Genomic DNA, 17,975 nt, shown 5'->3' with positions numbered 1-17,975 from the left:
GCTATCGGGGACCCGCGCGGCAACCGGCGGACTCTGGTCCGTCAAGGAGCAAGCGGCGATGAGACATCCCCTGGCGAGGCTGATCGCGAGGACGGTAGTCATTGCCGGTGTGATCGCCTCTTTCGCCTTCCCCGCGCTTGCGCAGGACAGCACCGGCGCGATACCGCAGAACGCCCAACCGCGCAGCTATGGCAGCGGATGGGCCTGCGACCTTGGTTTCCGGGTGGACGGCGGCGAATGCCTGGCACTCGATATCCCCGAGCACGCCTATCCGACCGGGCGCTCCTACGGGACGGGGTGGGAGTGCGACCGTGGGTATGAAGAGGTAAACGGGATATCCTGCAATCGCATCCCGGTGCCCGCCAATGCCTTCCTCCGGTCTTCCGGATACGATTGGCAATGCGAACGCGGGTTCCGGCAGGAGAACGAGACATGCGTGCCCATCGTTCTTCCCGAGCATGCCTATCTGACAGAAGACAGCTCGGGGACGGGATGGACCTGTGATCGTGGCCATGAGGCTGTTGCAGGGACATGTTCGCCGATTGCCGTGCCAGCGAACGCGTATCTGACCAACGCCGAATACGGCGCCGCCTGGGCTTGTGAGCGAGGCTTCGTCAAGACCGACAACCGATGCGACGCCGTTGTCGTGCCATCGAATGCCTATCTGGACGAGGCATCCTACGGACCGGGCTGGAGCTGCGAGCGCGGATACGAGCCGCTGAATGGCGCCTGCGTCGCCATTGATCTGCCAGACAACGCCTATCTCGACCAGTCCGGCAACCGGTGGAGCTGCAATCGAGGCTTCCGGCTCTCGGACGGGATGTGCATCGTTGGACGGTGATGCGGATGTTTCTCATCGTGGCGCGTCTGGCATGCGCATCAGCATCGGGTGCCGTCTGCGATACAGTTTCCCGCAACCGACGCCGCTGATCGCGCTGCTGAACGTCCACTACTCGCGGTTCGGCGATCTGGAGCGCGCCGATTATCTCGTGACCTCGCCGAGCGTGCCCCTCGAAAGCTACCGGGATGGCTTCGGCAACTGGTGCACGCGCTTGGTGGCTCCGGCGGGCGACTTCTGCCTGTCGACCGATGGTATCTTCCGCGACACGGGCCAGCCTGATCCCTCCAGTCCCGACGCGCAGCAGCACGCGGTTCAGGATCTTCCTTTCGAGACGCTCGTGTTTCTGCAGGGCAGCCGGTATTGCGACACCGACCTTCTGTCGGAGGAGGCGTGGCGCCTCTTCGAGACCGCCGATCCCGGATGGTCACGCGTCCAGGCGATCTGCGATTTCGTGCATGGACATGTCCGCTTCGACTACATGCAGGCGAAGGCGACGCGCACCGCGTCGCAGACCCTCGCCGAGCGACAGGGTGTCTGCCGCGACTTTGCCCATCTGGCCATCGCGCTGTGTCGTTGCATGAACATTCCGGCCCGCTACTGCACCGGATATCTGAGCGACATCGGTGAACCTCTGCCGCATCCGCCAGGGGATTTTGCTGCCTGGATGGAGGTGTTCCTTGCCGGAAAATGGCACATGTTCGACCCGCGGAATAACAAACCGCGATTTGCGAGACTCCTGATCGCGCGCGGTCGCGATGCTGCCGATGTCCCTCTGACCCAGACATTCGGTCAGAACACTTTGACGGAATTCGAGGTCTGGAATGATGAGTTGGCCTGACTGGATCGGGCTTCCTTTTCGACGTGCCATCGCAAATCGGGTCGCCAGCCCCCATATGTGTACTGCCGATGCCAGGTATCCCGGTCCGACACGGACGAGGAGTTGGCGCCGGCCAATCAAAGGATCGATGACATGTCCTTCAAGGATCTGACCGCCAGGGCTGCGGCCATGTTTAAGCCGAAGCCGGCGAAGACAACAACGACCCCCGCCAAGGAGACCGAGCCCAAGGCCACTGGCAAGGAAGCACCCGCGAAGTCCTAGACATCTCGAGACCTACACCGGTTACGCGCCTCATTCCCGTGAGGGGCGCGGACCACCCACAGCAACATGGGAAAGGAACGCGCGAATGGACGATCTGACGAGCAAGACCGTTGCGGTTTTTTCCCGGCCGTTCACCGTTCCGGGTTTTGCCGAGACTCTCCCGGCGGGAGAGTACGAGATCGAAACGGAGCTGGCTTCGCCGCCGGATCAACAGGATCCCGCGGCATGGAAGGCCTCGGTTCTGGTGAAGCTTCATCCAAGGGCATCGCATCCGGGGCTTGCGAGGACGCTCACCCTTTCCCTTGCCGATCTGGACCAGGCACGCGCCAGAGACAAGCTCACGGGCAGGGCGTTGTCCGACTTCTTCCTCGAAGAAATGCTGGCTGATCCGATGGTACAGCTCGTGATGAAGGCCGACGGGGTCTCCGAGGCGCATCTGCGACATCTCTATTCCGGGTCAGGGGCGTCCGATCCGAACCCGGCTGCGCCGTCTTCGAAGACGACCGCCCGAGGAGCGCGGCACGAAGAGTCGATCCGGGCGGCCGAAAACGAAGGCATGCCTGCGCGACCGGACTCGCCGCCGTCCTTGCGCACCCGTCTGGCTGCGGGGAAACCGTGATGGCGACCAAGGCCATCGCAAAAGGTGCAACGCCAGCCACCGAGACCCCAAGGGCCCTGGGCGACGTTCCCCAAGAACGCCGATGCCTGCGGTGCGAAACCCTGTTCTGGAGCGAAGGCTTCGGAGAACGGATTTGCCGACGCTGCAAGGGGTTGAACGCCTGGCGAAATGCCGTGCCCGCGCGCCCGGGCGCATCTCGCCGCCGCTGATCCCCACAGCCGCGCGCCGTCTCCTTTGAACCCAACTGGAACATCACTTTGGCCTGCCTCGACGTCGTTCACACCACGACCTACCGATACCGTCACAAGATCCCTCTTGGGCCTCATCGGTTGATGCTCCGTCCCCGGGAAACGCGGGAACTGCGACTACTTGCGCATGTCCTCTCCATTTCTCCGACGGCGACGGTAACCTGGGCGCATGACGTGGCCGGCAACGCGGTCGCCACCGCCGTCTTTGACGGCCTGACAGATCATCTTGTGATCGAGAGCCGCGCCACCGTGGAGCTCACCGCGCCAGCCTGGCCGGTCTTTGCCATTGCTACCTCGGCCGCCCAGTATCCCTTTGTCTACGCCGCCGACGAATGGACGGATCTGGGTGCGTTGACGGTACCGCAATACTACGACCCGGACGGGCGACTTTCCCGATGGGTCGAGGACTTTGTCATGGCACGCCCGACCGACACGCTGTCTCTGCTGAAGGACATCAGCAACGGTGTGTTCACGCACATTTCCTACCAGAGCCGCGATGACGAAGGCACCCAGTCACCGATCGAAACGCTCGACCGGCGATGGGGCTCGTGCCGGGATTTCGCGGTCCTGCTCGCCGAAGCCGCGCGCACGCTCGGACTCGGTTCCCGCATCGTGTCCGGCTATCTGTCCGATGTGGAGGGAAGCCTCATTGGGTCTGCGGGTTCCGGGTCCACCCATGCCTGGGTCGAGATATTTGTCCCAGGTGCTGGTTGGATTGCCTTTGATCCAACGAACCGAAGCGTCGGGTCGCAGAACCTGATACCGGTCGCAGTCGGTCGCGACATTCATCATCTCGTGCCGGTCTCCGGAAGCTATTCGGGACGGCCGGGCGCCCTTTGTGATCTTGCGGTCGGAGTCGTGGTGCGACTTGCAGCACAGGATCATGCAACTGCCATGGAGGATCGGGTCGAAGCCACAGCAATGTAGCGCGTTGTGGGTGCTGCATGTGCGGATCGTGTGCACAGGATGTCTCGGCTCTCCCCTTTGTCGTCGCGGGGGTTGAAAGAGCACGGTTGGCCCTGTTGCACGATGTGGTGGCCACTTCTACGCCACAAGCCGCGGGACCACGCTCTCGACCAACCGCAGGAATCGTGAGTTGCGAGCCCCCGCAACCAAACTTTCCTGCAATATATCAAAGGCTTATGCCAAAACAGGCGCGATCCACGCGCCTTTTTCGTGTTGCAGAGCCTTCCCGAACACTCCCCAAAGATTCCAAAGACTTACGACCAGCCCCGAGTCCTCCGTGCAACACGGGTGCGACACGGGATGGGGCCGATGTTCCGCAAGCGTTCGCACCCCATGGCGCTTGCCCGCGCGGTGCCACTGCGGTTGGATAGGAGCAATTCCCCAAAAGGTCCGAATTGCCCATGCCGATCTACGAGTTTGCCAGCGAAGAAATACGCCCCCTCAGCAAGACCACGTTCGGGCAGGTCCAGCTGCAGGAGCGTCGCGATCTGCAGCGCCTGCTCCGGGCGAACATCGCCGTGGTCGCACCTGACACGCTGGTCATCGCGGAGGAGTTCGGGGACTGGGACGAGTCGCGCCGACGCATCGATCTTCTCGGCATTGACCGCGATGCGAACCTCGTGGTGATCGAGCTGAAGCGGACCGAGGACGGCGGCCACATGGAACTGCAGGCCATCCGCTACGCGTCGATGGTCTCCACCATGACCTTCGACCAGGCTGCCGATGTGTTCGCTCGCTATCTCACGCAGATCGGCAAGGCCGACACGGATGCGCGTGCCGAACTGCTCGACTTCCTCGGGTGGGACGAGCCCGACGAAGATGCCTTCGCGCAGGACGTGCGCATCGTCCTGGCCTCGGCCGAGTTCAGCCGCGAACTGACGACATCGGTCCTTTGGCTGATCGAACGCAGCATCGACATCCGTTGCGTGCGTCTCCAGCCCTACGGCCTTGATGGTCGTGTCCTTGTTGATGTCCAGCAGATCATCCCCCTTCCGGAGGTCGCGGAATACCAGGTCCGCGTCACTGAGAAGAAGCGCAAGGAGCGCGAGGCGCGCACGGACACGCGAGACTGGACCAGCTACGACGTCACCCTCGGCGGGCGCCAACTGACGGGCCTGCGGAAGCGACACGCGATCTATCAGGTGTTCCGCCACCTCGTGGAGAGCGGCATCGCACCGGAGGAGGTCGCGACGCATTGCGGCCCGCGCGCCAACCGGGCCCTCGTGTCAGTTGAGGGCGAGGTCAACGCAGAGGACTTCTTCCGCCTCGCGAAGGAGGCGCGGGAAAAGGAAGGACGTGGCTTTGACCCCACTCGATACTTCTGCAGCGAGGACGAGCTCATCCAATCCGGAGGCCGAACATATGCGTTCCTGAACCAGTGGGGCGGATCGGACTGGAAGCAGGCGATGGTAAATCTGCGCGACGCCTTCCCGGATCAGGGCGTTGTGTTCGAGCCCTCGGAATAGAGTTGGCCATGCAGTTCGAATGGAAGGTCGACCCCGCTGACATCGCTCGTGTCAAGAGTTTCGTCGATTCCCATGCCGCTAATCCTTTTGTGCGAGTGCGGGTGGCGAGAAACCTCGCTGCAGCCAAGCCAACCGTTGATCGCTCCGAGTTCTGGAAGCAGATGGTCGGCATGCGCATGACATCCGTTCAACGGTCTGGTCCTGACAGCGCTGTGGCAAGATTCCTTCGCACGATTCCGTTCCCCCTTTCGTATGAGGGTGTTGGCCGCGAAATCGACGGAGATGCGAGGCGCGATCTGATCTCGTCTACGCTCCGCGCCCATGGCGGTATCCGCTTTCGCGACAAGATCGCCGAAGACTTGTCCAAGAATCTCGACAAGCTGAACGCAGACCTGTGTTGGTCCACCACACTGAAAAAGGTGAATGCTCTTGGGTCCCCTTCCAAAGCAGGAGAGGAGCGCGAAGTCGCCCGCTTTCTCCAGAAATTGCTGCACGGCTTTGGTCCGAAGCAGTCGAGAAACCTGCTTCAATCGCTGGGATTGACCAGATACGAAATCCCCATCGATAGCCGCATAACGAAATGGCTGAACGACTTTGGCTTCCCCGTTACTTTGACAGCGACCGCGCTGGCAGACACCGGATACTACGAGTTCGTGCTCGATGGCATTCAGGCACTGTGCGCCGCGAGCGACGTCTTCCCCTGCGTCCTCGATGCAGCAATCTTCGCTTCTTTCGACGGTGACGCGTGGACGCAGGAGAACACCATCTACTGACCACTACGCCGCCGCCGTCGCGATCCCATCCAGCCGCGCAGCGACGCTGGTGACGCCGTTCCCGGCCGCCTCGACCGCGACGCCGATGGGGAAGCTTCCCGCAGCCGGGGTGGTGACTTCCTTCGCCATGTTGTCCCACGCCACGCGCGCCAAGGGTGAGGACCGCCGCGCTGACTTTTGGCAGCTGGAACACGCCGGTGGTGGAGAGCTCGACCGGGTCGCCCTCGGCCGAGGAATAGGCGGCGATGCCGAAGATGCTGCCCACGATCAGCGCGTCGCCCGAGGCGATGCCGCCTGCGGGCGTGGTGACACGGACGATATGGACGTTCTGGAGGTAGTTCTTCATCTCAGAGCCCTTTCGAGGATTGGATGCGGACGACCGAGATGCGCTCGGTCGCCCCTGCGATCTGCCGGTTAAGGTCCGCGAGCGCGGCGGCCATCTCGTCGTCGCTCGCGTAGGTGACGCGCTTGCCGTCGTATTCGGCGGTTCGGACGCCCCGGTAGCGCGCGGCCATCAGGGCGTCCCGCCAGGCGGTGAGTTGGGCGAGGTCGGCCACGCTCACGCGCCCGCATTCATGAACCAGCCCCGATGGTCGATGAAGCCCGCGCCGAAATCGAGGATCACCCGGATCTCCACGCCGTCCACGTCCCAGCCCGAGCGGCTCTCGACCTGCGGGCCCTCGGCGCCCGAGAGATAGGCGAACTCCAGCCCGTCGATCTCGCCGGGGTCGACGGTGACATACCAGCGGGTGGTGCTGGACAGGCGTGGCTCGATCACCAGCGACAGCGACCCGGAGAACGAGTTCACGTCGGCCGCCGTCGCGGGTGCGATGCTGGCCAGCCACTTCTCGGCGGTGGTCTCCAGCGCGGGCGGGACCAGCAGGTTGCAGGGCGTGACGCGGATCGTCCGGTCCTCAATGCCCTTCTGGGTCCTGAGCGCGAGCCGCGCGGCTGAGAGGGTCGCGTCGGAGATCGCCGCCCCGGTGCCCGCCTTGTTGCCATGGTCGGCATGGAACAGCGTCTTGCCGTCCGACATCGTCGGGCCGTTGCCGCTGCCCGCCTCGAGGAGGGTCACGAGGATCGGTGCTTCGGTCTCGGCCGCGGCCTGTCCCATGCGGCGGGCGAGGTCCGAGAAGGCGCCGAGGTCGTCGTTCACCAGCACCTGCGTTGTGATGCCGATCTTCCGCGCCCAGGTCTCGACCTTGTAGGCCTCCCGCGCCTCGGCCATTGTGCCGGCCTTGATCTCGCCGTGCTCGTTCAGCTTCTCCAGCAGTGGCGCCTCGCCCAGCATGGTCTTGTTCACCGCGCGGAAGTCCCGCGCCGTGGTCTGGCGGCCGAGGCGGCGGATGCCCGAGGGCGCGGCCTGGTAGGCGTCGCGCAGGACGCGGCCCACCGTGTCTCCAAGCATGATCGGGAAGTCGGATGTCGTGTGCAGGGCGCGCGTCACGAGGCTCGCGGGCGACAGCGCCATGGTGGACTCGCCGCGGAGCGTCAGCAGTTCCTTCGCCATGTCGACCGGGGTCGAATAGGCATAGCGCCGCGCAGGTTCGGAAAGCGCGTGGCGCGGGTTGATGCGGGCGTAGAGCGCCTCGCCCATCTGGCGGGCGCGCAGGGCGGGATCGTCCTGGCTCTCGCCCATCTCGACACGAACCTGTTCGGTGCGGATCGTGGGCGCGGATCGCTTCGCCAGCGCCTCGAAGGCCGCACGGCGGGCGGTGTCGGGATCGGCGCCGCCGTCGATCTGGCCGTCGATCCAGGACTGGTCAAGCCCGGCGACGCGGGCGATGGAGCGAATCTCGGCATTGGCTTCGGCGCGGGTCTCGGTGGTGGGCGCCGTGTCGGCGGCCTCTCGGGTGGTCGTCTCGGTCATCTCTATCTCCATGCGAATGTGGTCGCCTGGGTCGGCGAGCGTCGGCACCAGGGAAATCTCGTGGGGTGTCCAGTGCACGGCAGTCAGCACGCGCGCGCCGTTCTCGGTGGTCTCGGCCCAGTCCTCGACCGAGTAGCCGACCGAGACATGTCGGAGGATGCCCGCCAGCACGTCCTGCCAGACCGGATCCACCTCTGGGCGTGCCGAGAACTGGATGAGCGCCGTGCCGCGCTTGCCATCGACGGCGGCGTTGCGAACCGAGTCCAGCACGTCGCGGACGGCGGTCTGGCGATGCGCGTCCAGCACGCTGGCACCTTCGAGGCGCGACAGGTCGATGGCTTCGGGCGCGAGGCTGAGCCGCTCGATGTATTGGCCCGCCATGTCGCGGCGGCGCACCGGGGCGCCGGTGGACCACACCACCTCGACAGTGCGGGCCTCCGGATCGGCGGTCGCGGGCGCTAGCGTCGCGCGGCGGGTCAGAAGGCAAACGTTGTCATTCCCGACGTTTGAGCGCGTCGGTGCCGGGGTGGTCGCTGTGTCAGCCATCGGCGCTCTCCTTCTGCTGCGCCGCCGTCGTCTGACCTAAGGCGAGCCCAAGCCCCTCCGCATGCTCGCGGTCGGCGGCGATCTCGGCGTCCACCTGCTCGGCGTCGTAGCCGCGCTCGGCGATCGCCTGGGACCGGCTCTTGAGCCCCGCTCCGATCGCCATGATCTCCGCCTGCACGTCCTTCATCGGATCGACGTAGTCGAACTTCGGCGGCAGCCATTCGCAGCCGAGATAGGCATCCGGGTTCCGGTCGAAGTCCCGCGCAGGCAGCTCGCCGGTCAGCACCGCCAGCCGCACGAACCGCTCCCAGACCGGACGGCAGAACAGGTGGACGACCACGTTGTGCTGCAGCTGCTCGACCCGGCGGCGGAACTCGATGAGCCCGGCGCGGATCGAGGAATAGGTGACGCCCTCCAGATCGCCCGAGAGCAGCTCGTAGGGCAGGCCGAGCCCCGCCGCCACGGCGCGGAGATGGTTCTTCACGAAGGGCGCGTAGGCGTTATTCTCGGTCGGGTTGGAGAAACGGATGTCGGTGCCGGGCGGCAACGGGATCAGGCTGCCGGGTTCCATGCCCATGGTCAGCGCGCCGCCGGTGTTGGTGCCCGACAGCCCGCCCGCCGTGCCGTCGGGATCGGTGATGAAGCCGGTGAACAACGCCGCGACCTTGGCCTTCACCAGCGCGGCGTCCTCGAACTGGTCGAGCTCGTGCAGCCGCAGCAGCACCGGCGCGAGCCAGGTGATCCCGCGCAGCTGGCCCGCAGCGAGCGGCTTGAACAGGTGCAGGCAATCGGCGGCGGGGACGCGGAGCGGGTCCGTGCGGAGAGACCCGAGAGGGTCGCCCTGGCGGGAGGACAAGACCCGGTAGGCGACCCGGCGACCGGCGGCATCGAATTCGATGCCCGCGCGGATCCGCGCCCCGCCGCCGATCTCGCGGTGCAGGTCCATGGGAACCTGGTCGCGATCCAGAAGCTCGAGGTGGAGGGGGATGGTGCTGGCGTCGCTCGCCACGCGCAGCCGGGCGAAACTCTCGCCGCTCTCGACCATTGCGCGCAAGGCTATGGCCTGCAGCCCGTAGAAATCCGCGAGCCCGTCCGGGGCGGCGTGATCGGTCAAGCGCAGCCAGAGCGCTTGCAGCCGTTCGCGCACGGCGCGGTCGGGATGGGTGGACTGCGGCTTGATCCCGGCGCCGACGACATTGCTGACCAGGCTGTCGACCGCCGCCGCGACCCACGGGTTGTTCCGCGCATACCACCCAGCCCTCCGCGCCGCCGTGGTTGCCCCCGAGAGGATCGCCGCGTTCAGCCCGTCGACTGTCCGCGCCCCCTCCCAACGCCGCCCGCCACCCGCAGCGTCGAAGCCGCGAGCGCGCGCGAGGCCGAGAAGGCGATGGAGGAAGGTCCGCATGGGCGACAGAATCGCCCGAAACGTATCCTCAAGCTATTGGGAATGTTTGGGAAGTGCCTTCTTGCTACGAGCATCCCTGCCACCGTTCTCCAACTGAGGAACCGATGCAAGTGCCTGCGTGCAAATGTGATAGTCTCGGATCTCATTTAGTGGGTTGGGAGGTCATTGCAGAATAATGGTGTAGCATGCGAAGCCACGGTCCGGTCAAAGTCTCTCTACCAAGGTGCCCCAGAAGGCGAAAAAGTCTCGGTGAGTAAATTGATTGACGAAGAAAAACGGAAAGAAGCTGCAACTTCTCTGCTGAAGGAGATGGAAGCCACGGCCGCACGCATGCGCGCGCTGATTGTCACGATGCCTGCGCATGACCTGCTCGGCTATATTTATGCTAAGTACATGATGAAGGCGATGGCAGTCCAAAGCGCCGCCGAAGAGAACGGTGCAGCGGAGGGCCACGACGACCTCATCGGCGATAATCAGTTCTTGCTGGAGTACGTGCATGCCGTGCTGGCGTCGGACGTCGCCCCGGAGGACGTGTCCTTTGACGAAGCCCAATGCACTGAGCTCTTTGAGCTGAGCCGTCAACTGCGAGAGCAGGCCATGTTTTTCGCCATGGCTTCATCAGCGGACAAGAAGACCGGAGTGTTCGGCCCAGATACCGCTGATATTGAGTTCCGCGCTAAATCGAATTGGGTTCTCTTGCGCGGGAACCGCTACCAGGTCTTGGAGGGAGAGTTCTATAGATACGTTCTAGCACCTCACAATGATATGCTGACTGAAGTATACGGTATTGGTGCAGCCGACATCGCGGCAGGATTCCAGGCAATGGCAGACTCCGCGCGTTCCGGCCATGCCGATGCCATTACGGACATGAAGAGGCACTTTGATGCGGTGCAGGCTTTTGCGGCATCATTTGATGGGCCTGAAGAAAAAGCTATGGAGGCCTGGCTTGCGGCAAATGCGGAACAGGCGCAGGCCACAAGGCGGGCGATGGATGATATGTTTCGAGGTGGCATTGCCAACGTGAGCCGTCACACGATGCTGCCGCCGGCGCTGTTAGCGGACTTGGCGTTTCGGCGTGGAGAAGAAACAGATTTCTTCGCTCCGGGTGATTATGCGGGAACGCCTTACCGGACACTGCCTGCTCGGAAGAAACCACTAATTCAGCTAGGGGAAGACTATTACGCCATCGACCCGTGCTTTGCTCGCGACGCTGGGTATCGCGCGCTTCTCTTCAATCTTCTGAAGCGGAGGCCGGATTACGCGAAGACCTTCAAGGATCGGCAGAAAACGATGAGCGAAGCTGCGTTTGCCAATATTCTCTCAAGCCAACTTCCGAACGCAGCGCTTTTCCAAGAAGTCTACTATAGGGACCCAGCCACCAAGCAGTGGGCCGAAAATGATACTCTCATCCTCATAGATGACGTATTGTTTCTTGTTGAGGCCAAGGCTGGCGCCGCTGCCACAATCGCGTCGCCAGCGCTTGATTTCGCACGCCATGCGCAGTCGGTGCAGGATCTAGTGATCAAGGCCTACAAGCAGTGTGAACGGTTCTTCAACTATCTTAACTCGGCTGACGAAGTGCCGCTCTATCGCTTGGCTGACGGAAAACATGAAGAATGCGGCCGTCTCCGCCGCTCCGATTACCGCGTGATGGTGCCGATTGGGCTAACGGTCGAGTCGTTCTCACCATTTTCCACATACTGCAAGGAACTCGCAGAGATTAAGCCGCTCCTTGGAAAGCACCCCTTCGTTTCACTATCCATTGATGACCTATTTGTCCTCAAGCGATTTTTGCCGACCCCCGGCGAGTTTGCTCACTACATGGAGGTGCGACAGGCCGTGGCGGGGATGCGGCGGGCTCATCTGTTTGACGAGTTCGACCATCTCGGCGCGTACCTGAAGAAGAACCGCTTCGATCTGGACATTGCCGATCAGCTGCGTGGCGGCAACGCGACCATGGTCATCTGGGACGGCATGAGCGATATCGTCGACAGGTGCTTCGAAGGTGAAGACTGGGAAAGCAGTCCATTTCCGACGCAGGCATTCCCGGACGAGGTGCTGAGGCTGCTCGGGGCGCTCAACGCCACCCGAGCGCGTGGGTGGCTTTCAGCGGAGAGCCGCATCCGCAACCTTGGAGAGGAAGGCCGGAGTAATCTGGCCAAGATGCTGTCCGACCTTCGCCAAACCTTGAGCCTGCATCCGACTCGTTACTTTATGCTATCCGGGGATGATGAGCCGCTCTTCATCTGGCTTCAGCGGCACGACCAAGAAATTGATTGGGCTGGGGTGAACGACAAGGCCAGTGCGGCCGCCTTGGTCGCCAAAGTGCCTGACGTCATCGGCGTCTTGGTGGAAGTTAACTCGGATGGAGCATTCCGCGCGGCTCGGCCTTTCCCGGTCCGCATACCAACGACCAGAACATCAGCAAACGATCACATTTACGAAGACGCGACGCGAATGTCCCAACGTACGCGGGTCTTGAATTCGAACCAGCCAAATAAACCTGTCCCAGCTACCAAGGCCAGAAAGCTGGGGCGGAACGATCCGTGCCCCTGCGGCAGTGGTCTAAAATACAAGAAGTGTCATGGCCGTTGATCTACGCCATCCACGTTGAGCGGATCACCCAATTCGACTTGCTCAACGAAGTCATCGCCGGGCCGACCCCCTCCACCTCCTCGTTCAGCCTGAGCCCCATGCTGATCAGGCCGTGCAGCGCGGCGTGGGCGTAGACGAAGGTGTCGAGCGCCTCGTTGCGTTCGCCGTCGCGCTTGGGCTGCCATGAGCGGATGGGACGGCCGCGCTCCAAGCGGGTGACGACGCGCTCGGCGGTCAGCTGGCGGAAGTAGTCGACGTCGAGGCGGCGGGGGAAGTTGATCGCGCCGGGGCCGGGTTCGGTGAGGCGCAGGCGGGCGTAACCTGAAGGTCGTCAGTTCAGATATCCAACCCCCGCAAGGGTCGTTACACGCGGCCCCTGCAAAGGGCAGGGTCGTTCCAATGTCGTCGCGATGGCAGACAGACCGCACACCCTTGTCGGGCTACAGCGGCCAGAAGCGCGGTACAAGCACGACGAGCAGACCCAAGGTAACCAAGGTTAGTGGACCGCCGGCACGGATGAAATCCACGAAACGGTAGCGGCCGGGGCCGTAGACAATCAACAAGGCGGGTTCCAGTGGCGCCACAAAGGACAACGACGCCGACAACGTGACCAGCACCACTGCAGGGCGTGGGTCGATCTGCATCAGGTCGGCCGACGCCACCGCCACCGGGAGCATCGTGATTGCGGCGGCGGCGTTCGACATCGGCTGCGTCAAAAGCACGGTCAGCAGGCCGAGAACGAACAGACCAGCGGGCACGCCGAACGGAACCGAGACGCGCAAGATCGCCACGGCAAGGAAATCGGCGGCTCCGGTCTGGTACATCGCCAGCCCGAATGCCGTCATGCCTGCGACCGTCACCAGAAGGCGCCAGTCGATCATGCGATAGGCTTCGTGAAGCGGCGTGATGCCGAAGACACCGAGAATGGCGACCACACCCAACAAGCCTATGGGCAGCGGCACAAGCCCCGCGACCGCGCAGCCGACCGCCGCCGTCAACAGCCCGAGTGCGGCCAGTCCGGCCGGTTTCGACGGCGGCAGCGGGTCGACTTCGGCAAGCCCGCGAAGATCGGGGTTGCCTTTCAGCGATTCGAGATCGTCGGTAGCACCCTGCAACAGCAGAACGTCGCCCACCCGCAGGGTCATGTTGTCGAGACGGGTGGCAAACGGGCTGCCGGCCCGGTGCAGGCCCAGGACCTTCAACCGCCGCCGTCTGAAAAACGCCGTGCCGCCCAGCCGGCGGCCGACCAGTAGCGACTGTGGAAGCACCACGGCCTCGGCCAGTCCGACCAGGTCGGATCGCGCCGTATCGGCCGCGGTTTCGCCTTCGGGAACCAATGCGAAACGCTTGTCCTGCCGTAGCCGCAACAATGCGTCGAGGCCCCCCGTCACGATCATTCGGTCGCCGGGCAACACGATGCGCAACGGGTTGGCCGACAAGCGCGTTCCCTGCCTCAGGATCGCAAGTGGCTCTATTGCCGCCCGTTCAAGTTCCAACCCGGCCACATCCAAACCGGCCACGGATGACCCGGGGGCGATTTCGATTTCGGTGAGGTAGTCCGTTACGCCGTAATCCGCGACAAGATCCGGCGGGCGTCGATCGGGAACCAGCAAGCGGCCCGGTCCGATCATGAAAAGCAGACCGGCCACAGCCAGGATGGCCCCTATGGCCGTGAACTCGAAAAACGCGAAGGGCGCCATGCCAAGCGCGGTTACCATGCCGCTTGCCGACAGGTTGGTCGATGTCCCGATCAGGGTCATCGTGCCCCCCATCATCGACGCGAAGGCCATCGGCATCAGCAAGCGCCCGGCGCCCAGACCCGCCCGCCGTGCATAGCTCAGAACGACCGGCGTCAGCACCGAGGCCGTGCTGGTATTGCTGAACACCGTGGATAAGCCCACCGAAACAGCCATGACCAGACCAAGCCCGGCGCGTTCACTGCCGCGGCTGCCTGCCAGCATCGCTACCGCAATGGACTCGGTCAGTCCCGCGCGCGCGATCGTTCCCGCGATGACGAAGATCGCGGCCAGGGCGACGACGACATCGCTTGCAAATCCCGAAAACGCCTGTTCGGGCGACAGGATACCGGCCGCCACCATGACGACGATCATCAGAACGGCGACCAGGTCGATCGAAAGAACTTCGCTAGCGATCAGTATCACGGCGCATAACAGCACCCCGAGGACGATGGCGATTTCCAGTGTCATGATGGTGCCTTTCCGAGCAGCCGGGCCGCCGGCGATGCACGCGGTACACGCGCCATGTGCCAGCTTTGCACGGGCTTTGTGCCACCGGTCTGACCTGGGTCAATTCGGTCGACCGGCGAAAGGGCATGCTGTCTCTGGCAGCAAGCGCAGGAGTTGCACGATGAGCTTATCCGACGAACTCGTTCTCGACCTCGCCCAGATGCGCCGTTCCGATGTCGGTATCGTTGGAGGCAAGAACGCGTCGCTGGGCGAAATGATCGCGGCCCTTGGCCCGAAGGGCATAAGGGTGCCGCCCGGTTTCGCCACGACGGCGGGCGCGTTCCGCACCTATCTGGCGGAAAACGGCTTGCCCGATGCCATCGCCCGTGAACTGGCCGCGCTGGATAGTGGCAAGGACAGCCTTCAAACCGTGGGTCGAAAGATCCGCGGCTTGATTCTCGATGGTGACTGGCCAGTGGCCTTGGCGGATGCGATCCGGAACCGCTATCGCGCGCTTGGGCGGGACGCCGGAGAGGCAGAACCGCTGGTCGCCGTCCGGTCCAGCGCCACGGCCGAAGACCTGCCCGAGGCCAGTTTCGCCGGGCAACAGGAAACGTTCTTGGACGTGAAGGGCGAAGACGCCCTGCTTGCAGCCTGCAAGAGGTGTTTCGCCTCGCTCTATACCGACCGGGCGATCGCCTACCGCCAGGTGCAGGGGTTCGCGCATGATCAGGTCGCGCTGTCGATCGGCGTCCAGCGCATGGTGCGCGCCGAAACCGGCGGGTCCGGCGTGATGTTTTCCATCGACACCGAAAGCGGGTTTGCCGATGTCGTTCTGATCAACGCCGCCTGGGGTTTGGGCGAAAACGTCGTGCAGGGCGCGGTCGATCCGGACGAATACCAGGTCTACAAGCCGTTCCTGTCGCGGCCCGGAATCGAGCCGATCGTGGAAAAACGCCTGGGCGCAAAGTCGATCAAGATGATCCAGAACCGCGATGGCAGTCCGCGCAACGTCCCGACGTCCAAGGCCGAACGTGCGGCCTTCGTTCTCAGCGATGCCGAGATCCTCGATCTCGCGCGGCAGGCCCGGATCATCGAGGATCACTACGGCGTGCCGATGGATATGGAATGGGCGCGCGATGGTGCTGGCGGTGCGCTTTACATCGTGCAGGCGCGGCCCGAGACCGTCCAGGCACGCGCCGATACGGGCCGGCTCAAGACCTATGCCGTCGAGTCGCCGGGCAAGACCCTGGTCAGTGGTCTCAGCATCGGCAACGCGGCGGTCGGCGGCAGGGTGTCGATCATCGAGAGCCCCGCCGATATCGATCGTTTCGTCGACGGTTCGGTGCTGGTCACCGGGACCACCAATCCCGATTGGGTACCGATCATGAAGCGCGCGGCAGCCATTGTCACCGACCACGGCGGACGCACATCGCATGCCGCTATCGTCAGCCGCGAACTGGGGCTGCCGGCGATCGTCGGTTGCGGCGACGCCACCCATGTTCTGCATGATGGCCAGGATGTCACCGTGTCCTGCGCGGGCGGCGAAGTGGGTGTTGTGACCGATGGCATTTCCGACATCACGGTGACCGAAGACGCGTTGGACAGCCTGCCCGAAACCCGGACACAGGTGATGCTGAACCTCGCCAACCCCAGTGCGGCGTTGCGCTGGTGGCGCCTGCCATTGGCGGGTGTCGGCTTGGCGCGGATGGAATTCGTGGTCAGCAATGCGGTCAAGGTTCACCCGATGGCTCTGGCGCATCCCGAACGCGTCACCGACGCCGAAACACGGGAACGGATCGTGGCGCTGACCGCGCAATCCGACAGCCCCGAGGCCTATTTCGTCGAACATCTGGCGCGCGGTCTGTCGCGGATCGCGGCACTGTGTTACCCGCGGCCGGTCATCATCCGGATGAGCGATTTCAAGACCAACGAATATGCCAGCCTTCTGGGCGGCGAGGATTTCGAGCCGCCCGAGGAAAACCCGATGATCGGATTCCGCGGCGCCTCTCGCTACTACTCCGACCGCTACCGCGACGGGTTCGCGCTGGAATGTCGCGCGATCAGACGCCTGCGCGAAACGCTGGGCTTCGACAATGTCGTCGTCATGATCCCGTTCTGCCGCACCCCCGAGGAAGCAGACCGCGTTCTGGCGGTCATGGCCGAGCATGGCCTGACGCGCGGGCAGGACGGGCTGCAGGTCTACATGATGTGCGAGATCCCGACAAACGTCGTCCGGGCCGAGGATTTCGCCTCGCGCTTCGATGGGTTTTCGATCGGATCGAACGATCTGACGCAGTTGACCTTGGGGATCGACCGGGATTCCGATGCCCTGGCCGATCTGTTTCGCGAAGATGACCCGGCGGTCTTGTGGATGATCGAAACGGTGATCGCCAAGGCGCACGCGGCGGGCTGCAAGGTAGGGTTCTGCGGACAGGCCCCCAGCAACGATCCGGCCTATGCTCAGCGCTTGGTGGATTTCGGGATCGACAGCGTTTCGGTCACACCCGACAGCTTTGTCTCTGTCCTGCGCAACGTCGCGCAGGCCGAGCGGCGCCGGCACGATTGAAGCGCCCCGCGCAGTCGGAACGAAGCCAAAGGGATTCTGCCGGAAAGGAGCGACATGGCATCGAGGATCGCGATTTTCGTCGACCGGGCCGATGCCGGGCGCCAACTGGCGGCCGCGCTTCCGGCGCTGAGCCGGGAAGACACCGTGGTCACGGCCTTGCCACGAGGCGGGGTGCCGGTCGCGGCCGAAATCTGCGCCGCCCGGGCGTTGCCGCTCGATCTTGTTCTGGTCCGCAAGATCGGCGCGCCCGGTCAGCCGGAACTGGCGATCGGCGCCGTGGCCGACGGCGACGATCCCGTCTTCACGATCAACCGCGACGTTGCGCGTGCCTTCGGCCTGTCGCCGCAACAGGCTGAGGACCGGGGGCGACGCCTCTTGCCCGAGATAGAACGACGCCGCGCGCTCTACCTCGCCAACCGGCGTCCATTGGATGTGACCGGCAAGACCGTGGTCGTCGTCGACGACGGCGTCGCTACCGGCGCCACGCTGATCGCGGCGATCAAGGCGCTGCGCGCGCGGAATCCCGAACGCATCCTTGTCGCGATGCCGGTCGGGCCGCGTGATCTGCATCGGCAATTGCAGGGTCTGGCCGACGAGGTGATCTGCCTTCGCGATCTTTCGGGGATCGGTTCGGTCGGCGGGGCCTATCGCCGCTTCGATCAGGTCGATGACGACACGGTGCGCGGAATTCTGACCCGTTTCCAGCCCGCCGGTTCGGAAGGTGGGGATAGCGATTGATGCGGCGCATCACCCAGTGGCGAAGCGGTGTGCCACAAAGACGGGACCCCGCCG

General features: G+C 63.9%; 14 protein-coding genes and 1 pseudogene. 9 read left to right on the top strand and 6 right to left on the bottom strand.

Annotated features, from left to right (window positions below):
• The first annotated feature begins 58 nt into the window (after positions 1–58).
• The 6 genes from KUH32_RS05110 (at position 59) to KUH32_RS05085 (ending at position 6,012) form a co-directional block, all read left to right on the top strand.
• Positions 59–841, top strand: coding sequence for a hypothetical protein (locus KUH32_RS05110; protein WP_217776976.1), 783 nt, complete (start codon positions 59–61; stop codon positions 839–841).
• 31 nt (positions 842–872) lie between these two features.
• A complete protein-coding gene (locus tag KUH32_RS05105; protein ID WP_217776975.1) occupies positions 873–1,679 on the top strand; it encodes a transglutaminase-like domain-containing protein in 807 nt (268 codons plus the stop codon).
• Positions 1,680–2,025: 346 nt separating this feature from the next.
• Entirely contained in the window at positions 2,026–2,559 is a 534-nt protein-coding gene (locus tag KUH32_RS05100; RefSeq protein WP_217776974.1) for a hypothetical protein, read from the top strand.
• Positions 2,560–2,816: 257 nt separating this feature from the next.
• Positions 2,817–3,734, top strand: a complete 918-nt coding sequence (locus KUH32_RS05095; RefSeq protein WP_217776973.1) for a transglutaminase family protein — start codon at positions 2,817–2,819, stop codon at positions 3,732–3,734.
• A gap of 440 nt (positions 3,735–4,174) precedes the next feature.
• Complete coding sequence (locus tag KUH32_RS05090) at positions 4,175–5,239, top strand: PDDEXK family nuclease (RefSeq protein WP_217776972.1); 1,065 nt, start codon at positions 4,175–4,177, stop codon at positions 5,237–5,239.
• 8 nt (positions 5,240–5,247) lie between these two features.
• Positions 5,248–6,012 carry a hypothetical protein gene (locus KUH32_RS05085; protein ID WP_217776971.1) on the top strand — a complete coding sequence of 255 codons (765 nt, stop codon included), beginning with the start codon at positions 5,248–5,250 and terminating at the stop codon, positions 6,010–6,012.
• 3 nt (positions 6,013–6,015) lie between these two features.
• Here the strand turns inward: KUH32_RS05085 and KUH32_RS18620 are convergent.
• From KUH32_RS18620 to KUH32_RS05065, 4 genes and pseudogenes are all read right to left on the bottom strand, one after another.
• Positions 6,016–6,358: pseudogene (locus KUH32_RS18620) on the bottom strand (DUF2190 family protein).
• A 1-nt stretch (position 6,359) separates the two neighbouring features.
• On the bottom strand, positions 6,360–6,569 hold the full coding sequence (locus KUH32_RS05075; RefSeq protein ID WP_217778426.1) for a phage head-tail joining protein: 210 nt from the start codon (positions 6,567–6,569) through the stop codon (positions 6,360–6,362).
• 2 nt (positions 6,570–6,571) lie between these two features.
• Positions 6,572–8,428: a prohead protease/major capsid protein fusion protein gene (locus KUH32_RS18425; protein WP_254898984.1), complete on the bottom strand. Its 1,857-nt coding sequence runs from the start codon at positions 8,426–8,428 to the stop codon at positions 6,572–6,574.
• A complete protein-coding gene (locus KUH32_RS05065; protein ID WP_217776970.1) occupies positions 8,421–9,833 on the bottom strand; it encodes a phage portal protein in 1,413 nt (470 codons plus the stop codon). Before KUH32_RS05065 ends, KUH32_RS18425 begins: the two co-directional genes overlap by 8 nt.
• A gap of 249 nt (positions 9,834–10,082) precedes the next feature.
• On the opposite strand from KUH32_RS05065, the gene KUH32_RS05060 reads away from it, so the two are divergent.
• Positions 10,083–12,428 (top strand): YecA family protein, encoded by a 2,346-nt coding sequence (locus KUH32_RS05060; protein WP_217776969.1) that lies wholly within the window; start codon positions 10,083–10,085, stop codon positions 12,426–12,428.
• 1 nt (position 12,429) lies between these two features.
• On the opposite strand, the gene KUH32_RS05055 is transcribed toward KUH32_RS05060, so the two are convergent.
• Both KUH32_RS05055 and KUH32_RS05050 read right to left on the bottom strand, forming a co-directional pair.
• Positions 12,430–12,738, bottom strand: a complete 309-nt coding sequence (locus KUH32_RS05055; protein ID WP_254899090.1) for a terminase gpA endonuclease subunit — start codon at positions 12,736–12,738, stop codon at positions 12,430–12,432.
• Between the two features lie 130 nt (positions 12,739–12,868).
• Positions 12,869–14,635: an SLC13 family permease gene (locus KUH32_RS05050; protein ID WP_217776968.1), complete on the bottom strand. Its 1,767-nt coding sequence runs from the start codon at positions 14,633–14,635 to the stop codon at positions 12,869–12,871.
• A gap of 160 nt (positions 14,636–14,795) precedes the next feature.
• Here KUH32_RS05050 and ppsA point away from each other — a divergent pair, with 160 nt between their 5' ends.
• A complete protein-coding gene (gene ppsA, locus KUH32_RS05045; protein ID WP_217776967.1) occupies positions 14,796–17,183 on the top strand; it encodes a phosphoenolpyruvate synthase in 2,388 nt (795 codons plus the stop codon).
• A 54-nt stretch (positions 17,184–17,237) separates the two neighbouring features.
• Positions 17,238–17,921, top strand: a complete 684-nt coding sequence (locus tag KUH32_RS05040; RefSeq protein ID WP_217776966.1) for a phosphoribosyltransferase — start codon at positions 17,238–17,240, stop codon at positions 17,919–17,921.
• Positions 17,922–17,975 lie beyond the last annotated feature (54 nt).

The sequence above is a fragment of the Thalassococcus arenae genome (genome assembly GCF_019104745.1).
Lineage (GTDB): Bacteria > Pseudomonadota > Alphaproteobacteria > Rhodobacterales > Rhodobacteraceae > Thalassococcus_B > Thalassococcus_B arenae.
The sequence above is the reverse complement of the archived record's forward strand: the minus strand, read 5'-3'. Positions and strand labels throughout refer to the sequence as shown.

What these genes read in the sequence shown, in the direction of transcription:
- KUH32_RS05110 (WP_217776976.1), top strand. Translation starts at nt 59, where the DNA reads ATGAGACATCCCCTGGCGAGGCTGATCGCGAGGACGGTAGTCATTGCC.
- KUH32_RS05105 (WP_217776975.1), top strand. Translation starts at nt 873, where the DNA reads ATGCGCATCAGCATCGGGTGCCGTCTGCGATACAGTTTCCCGCAACCG.
- KUH32_RS05100 (WP_217776974.1), top strand. Translation starts at nt 2,026, where the DNA reads ATGGACGATCTGACGAGCAAGACCGTTGCGGTTTTTTCCCGGCCGTTC.
- KUH32_RS05090 (WP_217776972.1), top strand. Translation starts at nt 4,175, where the DNA reads ATGCCGATCTACGAGTTTGCCAGCGAAGAAATACGCCCCCTCAGCAAG.
- KUH32_RS05085 (WP_217776971.1), top strand. Translation starts at nt 5,248, where the DNA reads ATGCAGTTCGAATGGAAGGTCGACCCCGCTGACATCGCTCGTGTCAAG.
- KUH32_RS18425 (WP_254898984.1), bottom strand. Translation starts at nt 8,428, where the DNA reads ATGGCTGACACAGCGACCACCCCGGCACCGACGCGCTCAAACGTCGGG.
- KUH32_RS05065 (WP_217776970.1), bottom strand. Translation starts at nt 9,833, where the DNA reads ATGCGGACCTTCCTCCATCGCCTTCTCGGCCTCGCGCGCGCTCGCGGC.
- KUH32_RS05050 (WP_217776968.1), bottom strand. Translation starts at nt 14,635, where the DNA reads ATGACACTGGAAATCGCCATCGTCCTCGGGGTGCTGTTATGCGCCGTG.
- ppsA (WP_217776967.1), top strand. Translation starts at nt 14,796, where the DNA reads ATGAGCTTATCCGACGAACTCGTTCTCGACCTCGCCCAGATGCGCCGT.
- KUH32_RS05040 (WP_217776966.1), top strand. Translation starts at nt 17,238, where the DNA reads ATGGCATCGAGGATCGCGATTTTCGTCGACCGGGCCGATGCCGGGCGC.